The 18,807-nt window shown below is 57.9% G+C and carries 14 protein-coding genes and 1 tRNA gene; 6 read left to right on the top strand and 9 right to left on the bottom strand.

The annotated features are described in order from the left end of the window. Positions 1-29 precede the first annotated feature (29 nt). Positions 30-728, bottom strand: a complete 699-nt coding sequence (locus QEH54_RS09225) for an MBL fold metallo-hydrolase (RefSeq protein WP_309018376.1) — start codon at positions 726-728, stop codon at positions 30-32. 131 nt (positions 729-859) lie between these two features. On the opposite strand from QEH54_RS09225, the gene QEH54_RS09230 reads away from it, so the two are divergent. After that, on the top strand, positions 860-1,228 hold the full coding sequence (locus QEH54_RS09230; RefSeq protein ID WP_309018377.1) for a VOC family protein: 369 nt from the start codon (positions 860-862) through the stop codon (positions 1,226-1,228). A gap of 63 nt (positions 1,229-1,291) precedes the next feature. Here QEH54_RS09230 and clpB read toward each other — a convergent pair whose 3' ends face one another. The 4 genes from clpB to QEH54_RS09250 form a co-directional block, all read right to left on the bottom strand. After that, positions 1,292-3,877 (bottom strand): ATP-dependent chaperone ClpB, encoded by a 2,586-nt coding sequence (gene clpB / locus QEH54_RS09235; protein ID WP_345785647.1) that lies wholly within the window; start codon positions 3,875-3,877, stop codon positions 1,292-1,294. Between the two features lie 279 nt (positions 3,878-4,156). Then, complete coding sequence (locus QEH54_RS09240; RefSeq protein WP_309018379.1) at positions 4,157-6,016, bottom strand: sodium:solute symporter family protein; 1,860 nt, start codon at positions 6,014-6,016, stop codon at positions 4,157-4,159. A 10-nt stretch (positions 6,017-6,026) separates the two neighbouring features. Further along, complete coding sequence (locus QEH54_RS09245; RefSeq protein ID WP_309018380.1) at positions 6,027-6,350, bottom strand: DUF4212 domain-containing protein; 324 nt, start codon at positions 6,348-6,350, stop codon at positions 6,027-6,029. A gap of 264 nt (positions 6,351-6,614) precedes the next feature. Next, the gene (locus tag QEH54_RS09250) at positions 6,615-8,552 is read right to left on the bottom strand and encodes a hypothetical protein (RefSeq protein WP_309018381.1); all 1,938 of its coding nucleotides are present in this window, start codon (positions 8,550-8,552) and stop codon (positions 6,615-6,617) included. Between the two features lie 214 nt (positions 8,553-8,766). Between QEH54_RS09250 and QEH54_RS09255 the strand changes: the two genes are divergently transcribed. Beyond that, positions 8,767-8,851 (top strand) — tRNA-Leu (locus QEH54_RS09255). 222 nt (positions 8,852-9,073) lie between these two features. On the opposite strand, the gene QEH54_RS09260 is transcribed toward QEH54_RS09255, so the two are convergent. Together QEH54_RS09260 and QEH54_RS09265 are read right to left on the bottom strand one after the other, a co-directional pair. Then, entirely contained in the window at positions 9,074-10,054 is a 981-nt protein-coding gene (locus QEH54_RS09260) for an MDR family oxidoreductase (RefSeq protein ID WP_309018382.1), read from the bottom strand. 7 nt (positions 10,055-10,061) lie between these two features. Further along, on the bottom strand, positions 10,062-10,715 hold the full coding sequence (locus QEH54_RS09265; protein WP_309018383.1) for a TetR/AcrR family transcriptional regulator: 654 nt from the start codon (positions 10,713-10,715) through the stop codon (positions 10,062-10,064). A 384-nt stretch (positions 10,716-11,099) separates the two neighbouring features. Between QEH54_RS09265 and QEH54_RS09270 the strand changes: the two genes are divergently transcribed. The 4 genes from QEH54_RS09270 to QEH54_RS09285 all read left to right on the top strand — a co-directional run bounded on the left by QEH54_RS09270 (position 11,100) and on the right by QEH54_RS09285 (position 13,980). Then, a complete protein-coding gene (locus tag QEH54_RS09270; protein WP_309018384.1) occupies positions 11,100-11,864 on the top strand; it encodes a lipopolysaccharide kinase InaA family protein in 765 nt (254 codons plus the stop codon). After that, positions 11,785-12,957 (top strand): hypothetical protein, encoded by a 1,173-nt coding sequence (locus QEH54_RS09275; protein WP_309018385.1) that lies wholly within the window; start codon positions 11,785-11,787, stop codon positions 12,955-12,957. Before QEH54_RS09270 ends, QEH54_RS09275 begins: the two co-directional genes overlap by 80 nt. Before the next feature lie 166 nt (positions 12,958-13,123). Then, on the top strand, positions 13,124-13,510 hold the full coding sequence (locus tag QEH54_RS09280; protein ID WP_309018386.1) for a metalloregulator ArsR/SmtB family transcription factor: 387 nt from the start codon (positions 13,124-13,126) through the stop codon (positions 13,508-13,510). After that, the gene (locus tag QEH54_RS09285) at positions 13,507-13,980 is read left to right on the top strand and encodes an SRPBCC domain-containing protein (RefSeq protein ID WP_309018387.1); all 474 of its coding nucleotides are present in this window, start codon (positions 13,507-13,509) and stop codon (positions 13,978-13,980) included. Before QEH54_RS09280 ends, QEH54_RS09285 begins: the two co-directional genes overlap by 4 nt. Before the next feature lie 10 nt (positions 13,981-13,990). On the opposite strand, the gene QEH54_RS09290 is transcribed toward QEH54_RS09285, so the two are convergent. Together QEH54_RS09290 and QEH54_RS09295 are read right to left on the bottom strand one after the other, a co-directional pair. Beyond that, on the bottom strand, positions 13,991-15,592 hold the full coding sequence (locus QEH54_RS09290) for a glycoside hydrolase 43 family protein (RefSeq protein ID WP_309018388.1): 1,602 nt from the start codon (positions 15,590-15,592) through the stop codon (positions 13,991-13,993). Next, positions 15,589-18,558 carry a family 43 glycosylhydrolase gene (locus QEH54_RS09295; RefSeq protein WP_309018389.1) on the bottom strand — a complete coding sequence of 990 codons (2,970 nt, stop codon included), beginning with the start codon at positions 18,556-18,558 and terminating at the stop codon, positions 15,589-15,591. The genes QEH54_RS09290 and QEH54_RS09295 overlap by 4 nt, the downstream gene beginning before the upstream one ends. Positions 18,559-18,807: the final 249 nt, after the last annotated feature.

Below are 18,807 nucleotides of genomic sequence, written 5' to 3' on the forward strand. Positions count from 1 at the left end.
AGCTTCTCGATGACCTGAAGCTGGGCGGCCTAAAATCCGCTCGGCTTCATGATGCGCTTCCAGAAACGCCTTCGCTGCGTCTCGGGCTTGGACAGATCGCAGTGGTTCGAGAGCATGCGCTTCGGGTTGAGCTGGGCCACTCGGTCCAAGGACTTCTCGAACAGTTCGGGACAGCTGTTGAGCGGCGCCCAGGGAACCACGGTGCCGAACCAGCCAGTGGCGAACAGGTCACCGCTAAAGAGCAAATCCCGCTCCTTGCTGTAGAAGCCGCAATGGCCAAATGTGTGCCCGGGCAGGTGGACCACCTCAAGCCCTCCCCAAAGGTTGATGATTTGACCGTCCTTCAGAGCCCAATCCTCCGAAATCGGTTCGTAGGAGGAGAGCAGCTTGCCGAGGCGCTCCATCGCTCCGCAGATCCGATTGATGCCTCGATAGGAGTACCGCCCTTCGAAATGCGACTCGTCAGCCATGTGCCCGTAAACCCGCGCCCCGCTTCGTCGAACGATTTCCGCAACGTTGTAGCAGTGGTCCAAATGACCATGGGTCAACAGCACCGCTTTCACGTGGGACCAATCCAGCCCCTCGCGGAGCAGCGCCCTTTCGATCTTCCGCAAGTGCCCCCAGAATCCGCCATCGATCAAGGTCGCCTTCCCGTTTTCCACGAGGAGGTAGCTGCTGACCAGCGAACCACGCACCTGATAAAGACCTTTCTCCAACTTGCGGATCATGCTTCGAGCAAACAAGCTGAAGCAACTCAGGTCAATGACATGGCCCTTGCCTAGCCGCTCAAAATCCGTTTTCCTCGCTACGACAACGCCCTTTTGGGACGCGAGCAACCAACTCTAACGCCATTGCACCTATGAAAGCTAATCCCGTCGGATGGTTCGAACTCTACGTGGACGACATGCAGCGCGCTCAACGCTTCTACGAAGCCGTTTTTCAAACAAAGCTCCAATCCCTCCCGTCACCGCAAATCGAAATGATGGCCTTCCCCATGGACCCCGAAACGACGGGCTGCGCCGGCGCCATCGTCAAAGCGCCTGGCGTAAAACCTGGCGGCTCCACAATGGTCTACTTCACCTGCGATGACTGCGCTGTGGAAGCGGCTCGCGTCACGGAAGCGGGCGGCTCCATCAGCCGCCCAAAAATGTCCATCGGCGAGTACGGATACATCGCCCTCGTGGTCGACACGGAAGGAAACATGTTCGGCCTCCACTCCAACAAGTAGAGGCCGCGCATTTTGCATCGCCCGGTGCGTTCGTCGCGATCGGGCGGCGAGAAGCCTGGCTTGTTACTCGACTACCAGGGAGAGTTGATCGTCGCGCACGGCGAAACGAGCCGTATCCCCATCCTGGATATCGCCCGAGATGATGGCTTTGGCCAGGTCGGTCTGGATCGACCGCTGCATGAAGCGACGTAAGGGACGAGCTCCATAAACCGGATCGAAGCCCTTGAGGGCGACCCAAGCGATCGCTTCCTGATCGAGCTCGACCGTGATGCGGCGCTCCTCCAAGGTCTTGTTCAGGTCGACCAGCAGCAATCCCACGATGCGCTCGATGTCCTCCAGCTCCAGCGGTTTGAAGATGACCGTCTCGTCCACTCGATTCAAAAACTCCGGGCGGAAATGACGGCGCAGTTCGCTCAATACCGACTCCTTGACCGACTCGTTGATCTGCGAACCGGCGTTCTCCAAAAGGAACTGGCTGCCGATGTTGGACGTCATGATGACGATCGTATTCTTGAAATCCACCACACGCCCCTGGGAATCGGTCACCCGACCATCGTCAAGGATTTGTAACATGATGTTGAATACGTCTGGATGAGCCTTTTCGACTTCGTCGAACAGGATGACGGAATAGGGCTTGCGACGCACCGCTTCCGTGAGCTGCCCGCCTTCCTCATAGCCGACGTAGCCCGGCGGCGCTCCGATCAAGCGAGCCACCGCATGGCGCTCCATGTATTCGCTCATGTCGATACGGATGATGGCATCTTCGCTGTCGAAAAGCGTGTAGGCCAAGGTCTTTACGAGCTCAGTCTTACCGACACCCGTGGGACCGAGAAATATGAAACTGCCAATGGGCCGCTTGGGATCCTTGATGCCGGCACGCGCCCGTAGTATGGCTTCGGATACATAGCGTACCGCTTCCGGCTGGCCGATCACGCGCTCCTGCAAGGCATCCTCAAGCTGCAGCAGCTTCTGACGCTCGCCCTCGATCAAACGCGTCACCGGCACGCCGGTCCATCGCGAAACGATGTCGGCGATTTCCTCCTGCGACACTTCCTCCTTGAGGAGATGCGTCTCGCTGCTCTTCGACTCGGCGGCGGCTAGCTGAGCTTCGAGCTGCGGCAAGCGTCCATGCTTCAGCTCGGCGGCCTTGTTGAGGTCGTATGCTCGCTCCGCCCGCTCGATTTCCGATTTGGTGGTCTCGATCTGCTCGCGCAAACGCTGCAGCTGGGCGATGCCTTCCTTCTCGTTTTCCCAAATCTGTCGCTGGGCTTGCTCTTGCTCGCGCAGGTCCGCGATTTCCTTCTGCACACCGGTCAAGCGCTCCTTGGACTGGCTATCCTTTTCCTGCAGCAGGGCAGCCTCTTCGATTTCCAGCTGCATCAAGCGGCGCGTCAGGTTGTCGAGCTCTTCGGGCAAGCTGTCCATTTCGGTGCGGATGCTGGCGCAGGCTTCGTCCACCAGGTCGATAGCCTTGTCCGGCAGAAAGCGGTCCGTGATGTATCGGTTGGACAATACAGTTGCAGTCACCAAGGCGTTGTCCTGGATGCGCACCCCGTGGTGCACTTCGAAGCGCTCCTTCAGGCCACGCAAAATGGAAATCGTGTCCTCCACGCTGGGCTGATCAACGAGCACGCTTTGGAAACGGCGCTCCAAGGCGGCGTCCTTTTCGATGTACTTGCGGTATTCGTCCAAGGTGGTGGCACCGATGCAATGCAACTCGCCGCGGGCCAACATGGGTTTCAGCAAATTTCCCGCGTCCATGGCGCCGTCGGTCTTGCCCGCGCCCACGATGGTGTGCAGCTCGTCGATGAAGAGCAGGATGCGCCCATCGCTGGACTTCACTTCCTGCAGCACCGCTTTGAGACGTTCCTCAAACTCGCCGCGAAACTTCGCTCCAGCGATCAATGACCCCATATCCAAAGAGAAAACGGTCTTGTCCTTGAGCCCTTCCGGCACGTCGCCGCGCACGATGCGCTGAGCCAAGCCTTCCGCAATGGCGGTCTTGCCCACGCCTGGCTCGCCGATGAGCACCGGGTTGTTTTTTGTCTTACGGGAAAGGATACGGATCACACGGCGAATCTCGTCATCGCGTCCAATCACCGGATCCATCTTGCCCGACCGGGCTCGCTCCACCAAATCGCTGCCGTACTTCTCCAGCGCCTGGTAGGTGCTCTCGGGATTCTGCGAGGTCACGCGCTGGTTTCCGCGCACCTTGCGCAGAGCTCCCAGCAACTTGTCGCGGTCGATGCCAAAGCTTTTGAATACGCTCGCTAGAGAGCTCGGTTTGCCCACCGTCGCCAAGGCCAGCAGCAAGTGCTCGACGCTGATGTATTCATCTTTCAAAGACGCGGCTTCCTTCTCGGCCTTGGTGAACACTTCGTTCATGGCCTGCGTAACGTAGATCTTGGAGCTGTCCACGCTGCCGCTCACCTTCGGCAAGCGGTCGATCTCGCGTTCCAGAGCCAGGCTCAAACCGCTGCTAGGTATCTCCAGTTTCTTCAAGACGCCCTGCACCACGCCTTGCTCCTGATCGACCAAGGCGGCAAGCAGGTGCAAGGTCTCAACCTCGTTGTTCTGCTTTCGGCGAGCGATCGCCTGCCCTTCAGTGAGGGCGTTACGCGCCATTTCGGTTAGTCTGTTCGGATCAATCATCTAAATTCGTTCCTCCAAAGCGACTCTTTCGCACAAATCATTCCGTTTAGCCTAGTCGAGCATCGACAGCACATGCAATGGCTTAAGTCACTCGTTTTCTGAACGTTGCAAAAACAGCACACCATTGTCCTTCTGCCGTCGCGCATCCAGCCCGTGACAGTTTGTCCATGCCGAGCAAGCCATTGCCGAGCGTTTGTCACACTTAACCTAGAATAGCAAAAGGCCCCGAGCGCAACGCCCGGAGCCTAGAAAATGCGCCTCGCGTGGCGAATCGGGCTAGATGCCTTCCCCGCCTACGCCAGCCTTCTCCTCTTCGTCGTCGCCCATGCTGAGCAGGTCGCCGCTGGGCATGTGGATGTTGGCCACCATTTCCTGAATCTCCTTGGGCGGCGGCGGCGTTACGGCGCTCACCATGAAAGTCACCACGAAGTTGATCAACATGCCGATGAACCCAATGCCTTCCGGCGTGATGCCGAAGAGATACTGGCTCTTGGTGCCGCCAAGAAACTGGAAGTAGACGATATAGCTGATGGTGAAAACGATGCCGCACAGCATGCCCGCGATGGCCCCATGCTTGTTCACTCGCTTGGAAAAAATGCCAATCAGCAGCGTCGGGAAGAAGGACGAGGCCGCGAGACCGAAGGCGAAGGCCACGGTTTTAGCGATGAAGGCCGACGGAGGATTGATGCCGAAATACGCCGCTACCGCCAAAGCGATGAAAGACGCGGCCCGCGCATAGTTCACCTCTTCCTTATCGGAAAGCCCGGGCTTAATGATCTTCTTCATCAAGTCGTGCGAGATCGAGGTGGATAGCACCAGCAGCAGTCCTGCCGCAGTGGAGAGAGCCGCCGCGATGCAACCCGCCATCAGCAACGCGATCACCCATTTGGGCAATCCTGCCATGTGAGGATTCGCCATCACCATGATGTCGTTGCCGAACCAGAGCTCGTTCGGGTTGGTCATGTCCTCCTTGTTGGCGAGCAAGCGCTGACCATGAACGCCTCGGAGCTGACTGATCGGAGCATCGTCTTCCGGATAGGTCGGCCCTTTCCCGATGAATACCGCGTTTGTATTCAGATCCGACTTACCGGGTCCGAAATACTGGATTTTCCCGTCGTTGTTCTTATCCACCCAAACCATCTGTCCAGTCGATTCGAATTCCTTGAACCAGTCCGGAGCATCGACGTAGGAAGCGTTGTGCAAGGTGGTGATCAAATTCACTCGAGCGAAGGAACCGATAGTCGGGGCGGTCAGGTAGATCACCGCGATGAAGGCCAAAGTCCAGCAGGCTGACTTGCGCACGGAAGCGACGTTCTTGACGGTGAAAAAGCGCACGATCACATGCGGCAGACCAGCCGTACCGCACATCAAGGCCGCGGTGATGCAGAACATGTTTACCTTGTCCAGACTTCCGGAGGTGAACTCGCTGAACCCAAGCTCCGTATTGATATTGTTGAGCTTCTGCAAAAACGGTATTGTTGGCTCCACTACAGTGAAATCGCCAATCAAACCGAGCTGCGGTATCACATGGTTGGTCAACGCGATGGCGATGAAGACCGCTGGTATAGTATAGGCGAAGGCCATCACGCAGTACTGGGCGACCTGCGTGTAGGTGATGCCTTTCATGCCGCCAAGGCCTGCGTAGAGAAACACGATGCTCGCCCCCACCAGCACTCCCGACTGGATGCGGATGCCGAAGAGCTGGGAAAACACCACGCCCACCCCACGCATCTGGCCCATGATGTACGTCATGCAAATGAAGATGGCGCAAACCACCGCCACGCCACGGGCAACTCTGGAGTAGTAGCGGTCCCCGATGAAGTCTGGCACCGTCGGCTTGCCGAACTTGCGCAGGTACGGGACCATCAACACCGTCAGCAATACGAAACCGCCCGTCCATCCCATCAAGAAGCGGGAGGCGTCGTAGCCGCTGATGGCCACCGTGCCCGCCATGGAGATGAAGGTCGCCGCCGACATCCAGTCCGCCGCGGTCGCCATACCGTTCGCGAAGGGCGAGACGCCTCCGCCTGCGGTGTAGTATTCCTTGGTCGAAGAAGCCCGCGAAGTGACGGCGATGAAGATGTAGATGCCAAAGCTGGCCCCGATGAAGAGAAAATTGTATACGTCCTGTGACATAAGCGGATCCTTAGACTTTTTCGATCGGACGATACTTGCGATCCAGACGCTTCATCCAAACCGCGTAAACGATGAGCAAGAGCACGAAACAAATGATGGATCCTTGCTGAGCCATCCAAAATCCGAAGGGAGCGTTTCCGACGGAAGGGGCATGCTCGTCTAGCCAATCGCGAAACAGGATGCCGCAGCCATAGCTGACCAGAAACCAGAATGGCAGAAGGCAGAAAATCACATTCAGACTCGCGCGAAAGTAGGCCCGCTGATTGCGGACTTCTTCGCTGAGAGTGGACGCGGCACGGCTTTGGCCGTCACCAGCAGAGGTGGGATCACTCATAGGGCAGATACAGTTGGTAGGGGCAATTAGGCAAGGAGGGGAAGCTTCCAGTGAACCCATCAAACCTGAGCCAGCAAGGGAAAAGTCTCATCCCCTTCCCCGCTTTGTGGATACGCCTCCCACTCAGTAATCGTTGCGCTCCAGCGCCCTCCAGACATCACCGTTGCTTATGAGCATGACTCAAACGCTCCGCGGTCCGATATGAAAAAAGGAGAGACCCGCGGGACTCTCCTTTTGCTGTATCGAAATTTATGTGACGCGTGACTACGCCTTTTCCGGCTGCTTCGGCTCCTCCGGTTCATCGTCGCTTGACGATGCCTCGGGCGCTTCGGCCGCCTTCTCTTCCGGTTTCGCTTCACCAGGAGCGGCTTCTGGGGCGGCTTCAGCTGGAGAGGTCGACGTTTCGTCGGTCGCAGGTGGTTCCGAGGGGCTGGCAGTTTCTTGCTTGGCCTCGGGTTCCGCAGGGCTGGCGGTTTCTTGCTCGGCCGCTGGTTCCGCAGGCTCGACCGGCGGCGCATCCGCAGCCAGAGCCGCTACTTCCTCCGAAATCTCGGCGGCCACCTTCGGGCTTTCTTCAGCTGGTTTCGCTTCGGGAGCGTCCGCGCTCGCTGCGGCCTCCGGAGCCTCAGGACTGGGCTCGGCAGGCGAATCGTCGCTGGTCGAACGCTCGTCCGGCTTCGCAGCTGCCTCCGGCTTGGAAGCCGGAGCCGCCGATGCGCCCTCCTTGTTCTTGGAAGGCTTGGCAGACGATTTCGCGGAGGCGTTCCCGGTTTCGAGAACGGGTTGCACGAAAAGCGAGTCGTCTTCGAAATGGCTTACGTAGCCATCGGCGATCAGCCAGTGCAGATCGCGCTGCAAACGCTTCTCGTCGAACGCCACTTCGCTGTGCTCCGCCGCCATCCATTCCTGGTACGCGGGGGCCAGCTCCTTGGCCTTGATCATCTGGTTCTTCTCCAGAAAGGCGATGAGACGATCGAGCTCAGGCGACATCACCTGACCAGGGCTGCGGAAATTGCGCTTGGTGGAGCAGACGTAGGTAACTCCTTTGGAGCCCTTCTTATAGATGCTGAACTTCTCGCGACGCATGCGGCCACGAATGGCGTTAGCGGTGTCCAATGGAAATCTCAGCTGTCGCTGGCGTTCGCCTTCCATCGCCTTGAACGCCTCGGAATCCTTGAACGCCTCGAGCACGGTACCCGTCACCCGGGCGTAGTTGACCTGCTTGACTACCTTGGCACGGAGCGAGGTCCTCAGGTAGCCAACCGCGTCCTCCAACGAATCGAAACTCTGCGGAGCGGCGCCCTCTTCGACTTCCTTGGCCGTGTAGCGCGTCGCGGTCTTCTGGCTTTCCAGCCATTGGTTGACCACTTCCTCCTCGCGCACGGTTTCCACCGAGGTCTGCAGCTTCTCGAAATCCATGTTCGGCAAGCGCGTGCGGTGGTGGTTGCGAAGGGTTTCCTGATACTTGTGGTAATTGGGCGGACCCAGCAGCTCCTTGGTGAAAGGGCAGCGGCTGACGAAGGTGAAGTTGCCCGAAGGCGGCTCCACCTCGATCTGCTCTACATTGAAATACTTGTCGGCGTGGTGGGCCACCGAATGAGAGATCGCTTCCTCCTCCGTCACGAAAGGCATGTTGTCAGCCAAGGCGATGAACACCTTCTCCGGCTTTTCGCCCTTTTCCGCCTTGCGGGTGATGCTGGCGATGAAGCGGTCCGGCTTCTCCATGAAGAGCTTCGCCACGTGGAAAAGCTCGTAGGTGGTGTGATTTGCCCGCATGGCCTTGATGATGGCAGAGAAGCAGTTGTCCTCCGGATAAAAGCACACGTCGAAGACCTGGCTTTCATAGGGCTGGAAAACCGGCTTGCCACGGCCATGTCCCTGTTCGCGCTGGAAACGACGGCCGCCGCCTCCACCTTGACCTTCACGACGCCCGACCTGGGCCGCGTCGGATTCAGCTGGGGCGTCGCCGCGCGGACCGCGAGCGGGCCGACGGTCTCGCCGAGCTGGAGCTCCCCCTTTGCGACGATCAGGACGATCTCCACCGCGAGGGCCACCACGTCCCGGCTTGCCGGAGCCAGCAGTTCGAGAGGATTTTGAGGCTTCCGTCCACTGAGTACCGAAGCTGAAGCTAGAGAGGGAGGAGAGGTCGACGGACTTTTCAGCCTCGTCTTTATTTGGTTCCTGGGAACTGGAATCGGGCATGCGAACTGTGGAAAAGGCGCCGGCGACTCGGCCAACATCCTGTGGTTTATGGTTTGAACAAAGCTAAGTCTCTACAATTCAGGGGAAAAGTGATCGAGTATTAACTGCGTTGCTGGTCGAGAATCAATCCTATACGCAGAAAACTGAAATTTGTTCATTTTGGCGCTTTACAAAGCCCCAAAAGTTTCCATTTCTTTGCGACCTCAATCACATTGCTCAGGTGGTGGAATTGGTAGACACGTACGCTTGAGGGGCGTATGCCGCAAGGCGTGGAGGTTCGAGTCCTCTTCTGAGCACCAACTCTTTGACCTTCAAAGAGCGCACGAAATCAGCTCCGTTACGGAGCTTTTTTTGTGCCAATTTCCGTCGAGTAAAATAAAGCGCCGATGGTCGGAACGGGGTATTCGGGAAACAGATACCCAAGGCGACCGCAGATCGAAGCGAGCCCGCCGAGATCGCCTTGGGCACCCTGCGTCCAAAACCCGAATGAACGAGTCCCGAGCGCGGCTTTTGAGCGAAAACTAGTTCACCTTGACGACCACACGCCCTCGCACCTGCCCATCGAGCATCCGAGGAGCGGTCTCGATCAAACGGTCGAACTCAATCTCCGTCACAACCTGCTCCAGCTTCTCCATATCCAATTCTCGCGCCAAGCGTTGCCAGGCGATGTACCGCCGCTCCCTTTCGCACATCACGCTATCCACCCCGACCAGCGTCACGCCGCGCAGGATAAAAGGAGCCACTGATGTCGGAAGATCCATACCGCCCGCCAGGCCGCAAGCCGCCACCACGCCCCCGTATTTCATTTCCGACAATACGTTGGCAAGCACCGAGGATCCCACTACATCGATAGCCCCAGCCCATTTCTCCTTGGAAAGAGGTCGAGCTTGCTTGGCGTACTCGGCTCGGTCGATCACCGAGCTCGCTCCGAGCATCCTCAAATAATCCGCTTCCTCGGTCCGACCCGATACAGCGCTAACGCTGTATCCATTTTTCGCTAGCAACGCGGTGGCAACGCTCCCCACCCCACCTGCGGCTCCAGTCACCAGCACGTCGCCATCCTCCGGCTTCAAACCGCTTCTTTCCAGAGCCATCACGCAGAGCATGGCCGTCAAGCCCGCCGTACCGATCGACATGGCCTGGCGCAGACTCATCCCTTCCGGCAGCGGAACCAGCCAATTTCCATCCACGCGGGCCTTCGAGCTGTAGCCGCCCCAATGCGTCTCTCCCACTCCCCAGCCAGTCAGGATCACCTTGTCTCCCGGACGCAGCGAGGGATTTCCGCTACGCTCGACGACACCTGCGAAATCGATGCCCGGCACCATCGGGAAACGCCTCACCACCGGAGCCTTTCCAGTGAGCGCGAGCGCATCTTTATAATTGAGCGTCGTCCACTCCACCCTCACCACGACGTCGCCCTCGGGCAGATCGCTCTCGCTCAACTGGGCGAACGAGACTGCCTGCCCCGAATCGCTCTTATCAATTCTGATCGCTTCAAACATGATTTCATTATCCTCGTTTTGGATTTATCAAATCGAAAAAGCTCTGGGCGAAGGCTTCCAAAGGCTGGGCGCATCGCTCCAGCTTCGCCCGCAACACCGCCCCTTCCCAGCCGATCCAAAAGAATCGAGCCATGCGTTCCGTATCCACGCTTCCCGATACGGATCCCTCCGACTGTCCCTCGCTAAGACACTTGGCGGTCCGGCGTTCCCAATCCGCGATCGTGGCCACCAGCTTCGCTCGAAACGGCTCCGGCAAAGCGTTCATCTCCTGCCCTAGGTTTCCTACCAGGCATCCCCTGCGAAATCCGTATTTGGACATGCCCGACGCCGCTTCGTCGACGAAGGCCCGCAGCCGTTGCGGGGCGCTCCGGCTTTCGTCCTGAAAGCAGCGGTCAAGCTTGCGACAGAAATACCCGCTGTACGCTTCGATCAACTGAAGCCCGAAATCCTCCTTGTCGCGAAAGTAGTGGTAGAAAGCGCCCTTCGGCACGCCCGCTTCCCGCAGCACCGCATTCAGGCCGGTAGGCGAGTAGCCCTTCTCAGTCAAATAAGCCAATCCCACGCGAACGAGCCGATTTCTCGCTTCCGATTCTTCAGGCCGCCGGGCCGGCCGACCTCTCCCACGCTTCGCTTTCGCCTCTTGCTGATCCAATGGATTCATTTTCTAGACCGTACGGTCTGTTATTTACAAGCGAGGTCCTCCATGCAAGTCAAGACCTGAGGGAACGTTTCTCGCCTTTCAGCTGGCTCGCTGACCAGGCGGGCGCCTCCATTTCGCGCTGCGGCTCGACTTTTCCTACACAGATATAGGAGATGAAAAACCGGGATGCCCATCGAGTGGCGGTTCGCTCGCCATGCTCCAAGAAAGGGTATGTATTCTTTTTCCTGATACATTGACACTATGTCCCTTACGCCTTGATCAGGCCATCCCCCACCGACGGTCGATCGCGGTCCCCATGGGGCTTCGTCACACTACCGTCGCTTTCGTCATTGTATTGACACATAAATACACCCATACATTGTCGGTGATCGTATTCACTGAACAATGATCCGTCGCCTCATCGCTCCATCCTTCGACCCCGCCTGGAGCGCCTGGATGGATTCATTGCCGGTAAGATGCGACGAGGCTGGCCCTGAGCAGCGGCTTCCGGGCGGACGAAACGAACTCCTCCTATTCGAGAACCAAGGGCGCTTGGTAGTGGTGAAGCGCTTTCGGAATCGTGGCGCTTGGAAAAAGATCGCCTATCGCATCTCGTCGAGCAAGGCCCGCCGTTCCTACGAGCATTCGCTGCGCTTGATTGAAGCAGGGCTCCACAGTCCAACTCCCATCGGATGGCTGGAGGTATGGCGCGGGCCTTGGCTTCACCAGAGCTTCTATGTCTGCGACTTTCTTGAGTTCGCCCACGACGCCTCCTCCTTGCAGGACCCGGAACTGCCAAACCGAATCGAAAAAGCAGACCTTCTCGGACGAAACCTGGCTCGACTGCATGAATCGGGCATCGCCCATTTGGACCTCAATTCCGGCAACCTCCTCTTTAGCCAAAGCTCAGTTGGAGAGTGGAAAATCCACATCATCGACAACAACCGCATGCGCTTTGGCCCCATCTCCCCAAAACTGGCCTGCTCTCTCATCGCGAGGGCCAGTCTGCAAGACGACATCCTCGATATCGCCCTGAACACATATGCCCAACAACGATCCTACCCCTGCGACAGCTTCAGAGCTCGCTACCTTGCCACACGCTCGTGCTTTCTCCTCAAACGGCGAATCCGCGACGCCACCCGACCTTGGCGAAAGCGCATCGGTCTGTAGCGACTCCTTCGCCGAAATCCCATGGGATCACCATAGCGAACAGCCTTACCCCATCCGCCATCGAAGAGGAATTTTGACGCGGTTGCGGTACGCTTGGCTCGACTACCTGAAAACCGGCCTGCTCGCTCTCCTATTCCTGCCCCTCATCGCTATCACGCAACTGGGGCTCACCAGCGGATACCGCCCACGGTCCTGGATTCGCCCTCGTCAGGAACCCGCCGACTTCGCCGGACTTGCCGTCGCCCTGCACTCCTGCGACGGTCCTCGACTGGCCGAGGAGATCAACGAGCTCGGAGTGCGTCGCATCCTCCTTCGCATTCCCACCTGGGAGCTCGACCGGCTGGACGAGTACCTCGCCTTCATGGATGCCATACCCGACTGCCACATCGTGGTTTGCATCATGCAGAATCGCTCCGACGTCACCGAGCTCGATCGCTGGCGCCGCCAGCTGCGAACCATCATAGAAGCGTGCTGGCCGCGCGTGACCGAGTTTCAGATCGGTCAGGGCTCGAACCGCTCCAAATGGGGATTTTTCAGCACCGAAGAGTACCTTCGCTTCGCAAGCGTGGCGGAGGAGCTACGCTCCGACTTCCCTGAAATCGCCTTCGTCGGTCCAGGCACGCTGGACTTCGAAACCATGCCCCTTCTCCGGGCTCTCGTTCACGGCTACCCGATCCGATGGGACGCCGTCGGCTGCGCCCTCTACATCGATCGACGAGGGTCTCCCTCGGGTCGCCAACTTCTCTTCTTCAACCTCCGCCAAAAGATCCTGCACTTCGCTTCCTGCGTACGCCTCGCGAATAAAGCCGAGCGACGCTTCTGGATCACCGAAGTCAACTGGCCGCTCGAAAACCAAGGTCCCTACTCGCCAACCGGAGAAGAGGATTGCATCAGCGAAGAGGCGACAGCTGCGTATTTGACCGAATACTACAAAACGGCAATGGATACCGGCCTGGTAGAGCGCGTCTATTGGTGGCAGCTGGTATCGAAGGGCTTCGGTCTGATCGACGTCGAAGACGACGGCTCCCTGCGCCGCAGACCCGCCTACTACGCTTTCAAGGCCCTTCTCGAAGAAGAGAACGCGCGAACGTAACAAGCAAAATCGCGAGCTAAATCCCGCGCTGCCCTCGCGCAGAAAAAAAAGAGGCTGCCTTCGGAGCACGCTTTTACATTTTACCATATAGTTAACTATTGACAGGCGTAGGGTTTCATTTCACCTTTTGGTTAATTCTGAAACATCGATCAGACTTGCAGGCCCTATGCCACGAACGACCAAAGAAGAGAACCGGAGCGAAACGCTTCGAGACAAAGTATTCCAGGCGCTGTCCGATCCGACGCGCCGCTCGATCTTGTCTCAAATCGCTCGGTGCGATCTGACTGTCGCGGAACTCAGAGAGCCCTATTCCCTGTCCGCCCCCGCCATATCCAAGCACTTGAAGGTGCTGGAATCCGCCAGCCTCATCGAGCGTGTAAAGGACGGGAAGCAGCGTAGGTTCAAACTGAATACCGAACCGCTGCGCGATGCCAAGACAGTCATCGATCAACTCGCCTCGTTCTGGAGCGAACGCCTAAGCCATTTGCAATCGTTTCTCGATACGGAAGCGAAACGCCAAACCAAGAAAAACAACCAAACCAAAAGACCATGACTAAAGCGCCGGAAATCCAACTCGCCGTCTTATCCATTCACCATGACTTCGATGCCCCGATCCAGCGGGTGTTCGAAGCCTTCACCGATCCACACAAGATGAGCCAATGGTTCTTCGGCTATCCGGGCGGGTCGGCGAAAGTGGAGAATGAACTGGTCGTCGGCGGCAAATACCGCATTGAAATGATACACCCGTCGAAGCAGCTCGCGGATTCGAAAGACAGCTGCGATTCGCCTGTACACTATGGCGAATACTTGGAGATAGATCCGCCAAAGCGCCTTCGTTTCACCTGGATAAACGACGGCTTCGTCAGCTACAGCGAAGTGGCCATCGAGTTTCAGTCGATCGACACCGGGACTCGGATTCACCTCGCCCACAAGCTGCCAGCGGACCTGCAGTCGATTCACCAGGAAGGCTGGAACGCCTGCTTCTCGAATCTGCGTATCGCACTCTCGGAAAGAAAGATCTGAATCGCGTATCCTATTCGCTGAGACGATCGTCGATGCGGTAGAAATCGAAATCTACAAATCCGCCGGTCTCTTCAGTCGCTTGATTGAAGAGGCCGAAGCGATACCCCATGAAATGGGGAAGCGTGTAGCGCATGTGAAGGACGTCTCCGATGCGCCGCCAACGCTTTCCATCCAGACTGTAGTAGAAGTACGCCTTGTCCACGTGCTCCCGAAAGTCGCATTCGATCTTTAGAAAGACCGAATCCTGATCCAGCGGAAGGCGCGCCACCTCGACTGGACTGTCGCCTCCAGCGTTCACCATAACGAGCGACCTTTCGTCCGCTGTTTGCCGAACGCCCACGTATCCATAATGTCGTTGCAATGCGATCAGGCCAGCGACATCCCCGTTTTTCATCCCGCCCACATCGAGCTTGGTCATAGCGGAGCTGATCGGGCCAAAGGTACGCTGGGTTAGCATGTTGCGCGTCTGAAGAACGCTCTCGTCAACGCGACCCGTAGCGATGCGAAGGTGGCCTTTGCGCGTTCCGATCGACCAGTCGCTCGCCACAGGATTGTGATTCCACTGCCACGCCAAGGGCAACGGGCTTCCTTCCTTGCGATTGAACTCGTCGGAAGCGACGATGTTGGCGAGCCCTTCCTCGTTGTCATCGATATTCAAATACATCGGAGCCTTGCCTTCGAGGCCGAGCACCGGCCAGCCGTCCTCCCACGTCACCGGCACCAGCCAAGGCGATCGTCCTACGGCGCCGTTGTCTTGAAATAGGACCGCATACCAATCGCCATCTGGAGTATCGATCAAACACCCTTGGGCGACGCCCTTGTCCTGCAAAGCCATGCGGCCCTCGTAGGGACCAGTGATCTTGTCCGCCCGATGAACGGTCTGCGTGCGCATCCCGCCCCGCGGCCAACAAATGTTCATCACATAGTATTTGCCATCGACCTTCAACATCTGCGTGCCCTCCGCATGCAGCATCACGTCGTCAGTCACCACGGAATGGGCATCTTCGATCACGATTTCATCGAAGCCACCTTCCTTGATGCCGGAGAGATCGGACTCGAGCTCCCTCAGGCGTAGGTCGCCACCGCCATACAGAAAGTAAACTCGACCGTCGTCATCGAAGAAAAGGCTGTGGTCGTGCATCGAGGGCTCGAAGGAGATCTCCTCCCACTCGCACTTTTCGATGTCTTTCGTCATGTAAATATGGGTACGGCCACTGGTGGCGGAAAAGGTGGAAACGTAGAACGTCCCGTCGTGGTAGCGAAGACTGCTGGCCCATGACCCGGCGCCATAGGCGTTTTGCCCGTCCTCCAGCCTCATCTTATCGTTGTCGACCAACGTGTCGTAGGCGTAGCCCAACAAGGACCAATTGACGAGGTCCTTCGACTTCATGATCGGCAGCCCTGGACTCATGTGCATCGTGGTGCTGCTCATGTAGTAGGTGCCGCCTACTCGAATCACAGCCACATCCGGAACATCCGCCCAGATGAACGGATTGGTAGCCTTTGCAGCCACGACGGAGCGCGGCGCGAACAGTCCCAGCAGGAGCGCTAGCAGCGCAAGAAACCGATTCGAATCCAGCATCGTTTTCATCATCCGGAACGAGGTACTCATTTTCGCATGCGGAGAACTGTCAACGAGTTTGCTGGCGCGAAGTAGTCCTTCCCGAGATCGAGCGTGAGCTCCTTCGTCACTGGGGCAACCGCGGGCGGAGCTCCATCGACGTTGACGGCATCGGCTCCAGGACCAGTCAGAACGGTTTCCGTGACCTCAAGGTGGGCATCCGCTTCCCAGCCCACAAAGGAAAGCGCGAGCTGCAGGCCGGCGTTTTCTCCGTTCACAATCTTGAGCAGCAGATCCCCGGAGTCCGTATCCTCAGTCGCGGATACAGCGATCTTACGATCCTCAACTCCTTGGAGCGTGGATGGAATGTAGACGTTTCCTGCATTCCGTCCGAAAAGCTTCTGCACGTAGTAGTTGGGAGTTAGATACACTGAGTCCGCGTCGAAATAGATCATGTCCGGAGTCCATTGGGTGTGCCCTCTGCGAGCGAGCAAGGGGGCATAGGAAACGAATCTCACGATGTCGCCATTTCTCTCATAGCTGGTCAAGCCAGCCGCTTCCGCCAAAGCGGAGCGCAAGGTGTTTCGTCGATCGGGCTCGTGGGCGGCGTACTCGCCGAGATAGACAGCAGCCTCGTCGCGATCGTAGCTGTCGTAGCGATCCAGGTTGTCCCAAAACCATTGCGGGCTCACGTAATAATGCTCGTCGACCATCTCCAGATCCAGCTCGCGGGCAAACTCCCAGCCCCTGTCGTAGTCCTCGCCGCTGGCAAAAGGTCCAACCGTCCCGATGACTACGATTTCTGGATACGCTTCGGCGATGGCATCGCGGATCATTTGAAAGCGGACTTTGAAAATGCTGGTGATGGCGTCCTCGTTTCCAACGCCAATGTATTTCAAGCCGAATGGCTCCGGATGCCCTGCCGCGGCGCGAACCGCCCCCCACTGCGAATCCGCGGGCCCATTGGCCCACTCTATCAGGTCCAGCACATCCTGGATGTAGCCGGGCATCTCCTCCATTGGCAGGCCCTCCTGTCCCAGATGAGGACTATCCCCAGCATGTTGACAGCAGACGCCCGCCGACACCACTGGGATGGGGATGGCGTCGATATCCTCGCAGAACTGGAAGTACTCGTGGTACCCTAGTCCCAAGGTCTGATGATAGCCCCAGGAATTTCGCTGCCCCTCACGCGTCTCCACCGGGCCCACGCTGTCCTTCCAATCGTAGTAGTGGCGCACGCCCTGTCCATGAACAAGACACCCGCCCGGGAACCGCATGAACTTGGGGTTGATGTCGGCGATGGCCTGAGCCAGATCGCGCCTCAAACCATTCTCCCTGCCCATGAAAGTATCGTTGGGAAAGAGAGAAACCATGTCTACGGCCAGGCCTCCCGCCTTCTTGGCCAGCAACACCAGGCGCGACTTGTCGACGCTCCTGCTTGGTACCAGCTCCGCCTGGTGCTGCGTCCACTCGCGCCCCTTGACCGTGAAATCGGCTCGGGCGAGGACCTGCCCGAGCTCGTCCACAAGCTTCAGCTCGACTGGCATCGGCTGGTTCTCCTCCTCCCTATCGCCTCCCCACTTTCGCCCCATATAGGTCTGATAGGCCCAGAAGGAAGCTTGATAGGATTCTCCAGCAACCAGCGGAATCTCATCGAAGCCGCCGTTCGACACCCCTACGCCATCTCCGGCATTTTCCACGTTGAGCAGCAGATAGTGAGGGTTCTTGACGTGTACCGGACGGGCGTTCCCGAGACCGAGGTATCCGGTTCCTTCGCCTTCGGTCACCAAATCCCAAAAGGAAAGCGGACCCCATGAGGCTTGCTCGGTTGCGCTGTATTCGAAGGAGCGGTTTTGAATCAGCTCCGCGTAGAGGCCGCCGTCCGCGGCGTAGTTGAGATCCTCATAGAAAATGCCAACGAGGTCGCGACTGATCGCTTTCCCGGGCGCTTCCAGATCGACCTCCAAGGACGCCTTTAGCGGCTCGACTTCGTAGCGATACGGGCCGTCCGCAACCGGTGAAGCGAAAATCGGATTTCCCTGGGCATCCCACTCCAGCGCTTGAGCGCGGGTGGCCCGATCGGGATTCGCCAAGGCTTCGCCTTCGATCCGTTTGTAGTCGCGAGAGTGATACACGATAATGTCGACGGATCCATCCTTGCTGGTCGTGAAGGAGTTGTGTCCAGGACCGTATTGGCTAGTCGTCTCGTCGCTCTTGAAAACAGGTTCCGCCGCCTTGCTCCATGAATCCGGGTCCAGCAGATCCGCATCCGCGTCCGCGGTCAGCAGCCCCAGGCAATAGTTGTGATCGGTGGCGCTTGCCGAGTAGGTGACGAACACCTTGCCATTCCTCACCAGAACCGCCGGCGCCTCGTTCACGGCGTAAACCTGCTTCTCCCAATCGTATTCAGGGCGGGTCAGGATGGTCTGTTCACCGGTCAAGCTGAGCGGCGTATCCATTTTTGAAATCAGGACGCTGGTGCCTTCGACTCCCGGCACCGCTTGCGTCCAGAGATAATAACGCTCCCCCTGATGCTCGAACACCGTAGCGTCCAACGAGAAGGACTCCCAATTGGTCACAATCGGCCCGCGCTCGATCCACTCCCCACGCATGGGGTCCGGGGAATCGTTTTCCAAAGCGTATACCCGAAAGCTTCGCCAGTCCTCGCCTTCGATGCCCGAGGTCACGTAAATGTACCAGCTGCCATCGAGGTAGTGCAGCTCCGGGGCCCAGATCGGTCCGCTCAACGGTCCGGACTCGTTCTTGCGCCACACGGTTTTCGCCTCGGCAGTAGCCAGCCCCGCGATGCTCTTTGAGCGACGAATCTCGATCCGATCGTACTCCGGGGCCGTGGCTAGAAGGTAGTAATAACCGTCGCTGCGCAAAGCGACATGAGGATCGGCTCGCTGAGCGATCAGCGGGTTTGTCCAACTCAAATCAGTATCCGCGCGGACAAGCGAGCAGAGCGAGACAATGATCGTCAGCAGGTAGGTAGCGGTGCGAAAACGGCTTTTCATGATAGGAAGGCGAAGGTGCGTCAGATTTTGTAAACGGAATATGGATACTCGTAGCGAAATGGATAGCATCAGCTTCGAGTTCAGGGGTGATAAAACGTCTTTTTTGGGGGTCAACGAAACGTGAAGGGTCGAATCCCTTTCATGGAGCAACGAACGAGGACAATGCCTCCGGAAACACTCACCATAATCCCGTCAGGATTCCGAGCTATACTTTCGGAATTTTACCGTTACACCGGCAACCACTAAGGG

This window comes from Pelagicoccus sp. SDUM812003 (assembly GCF_031127815.1).
Taxonomy (GTDB): Bacteria; Verrucomicrobiota; Verrucomicrobiia; order Opitutales; family Opitutaceae; genus Pelagicoccus.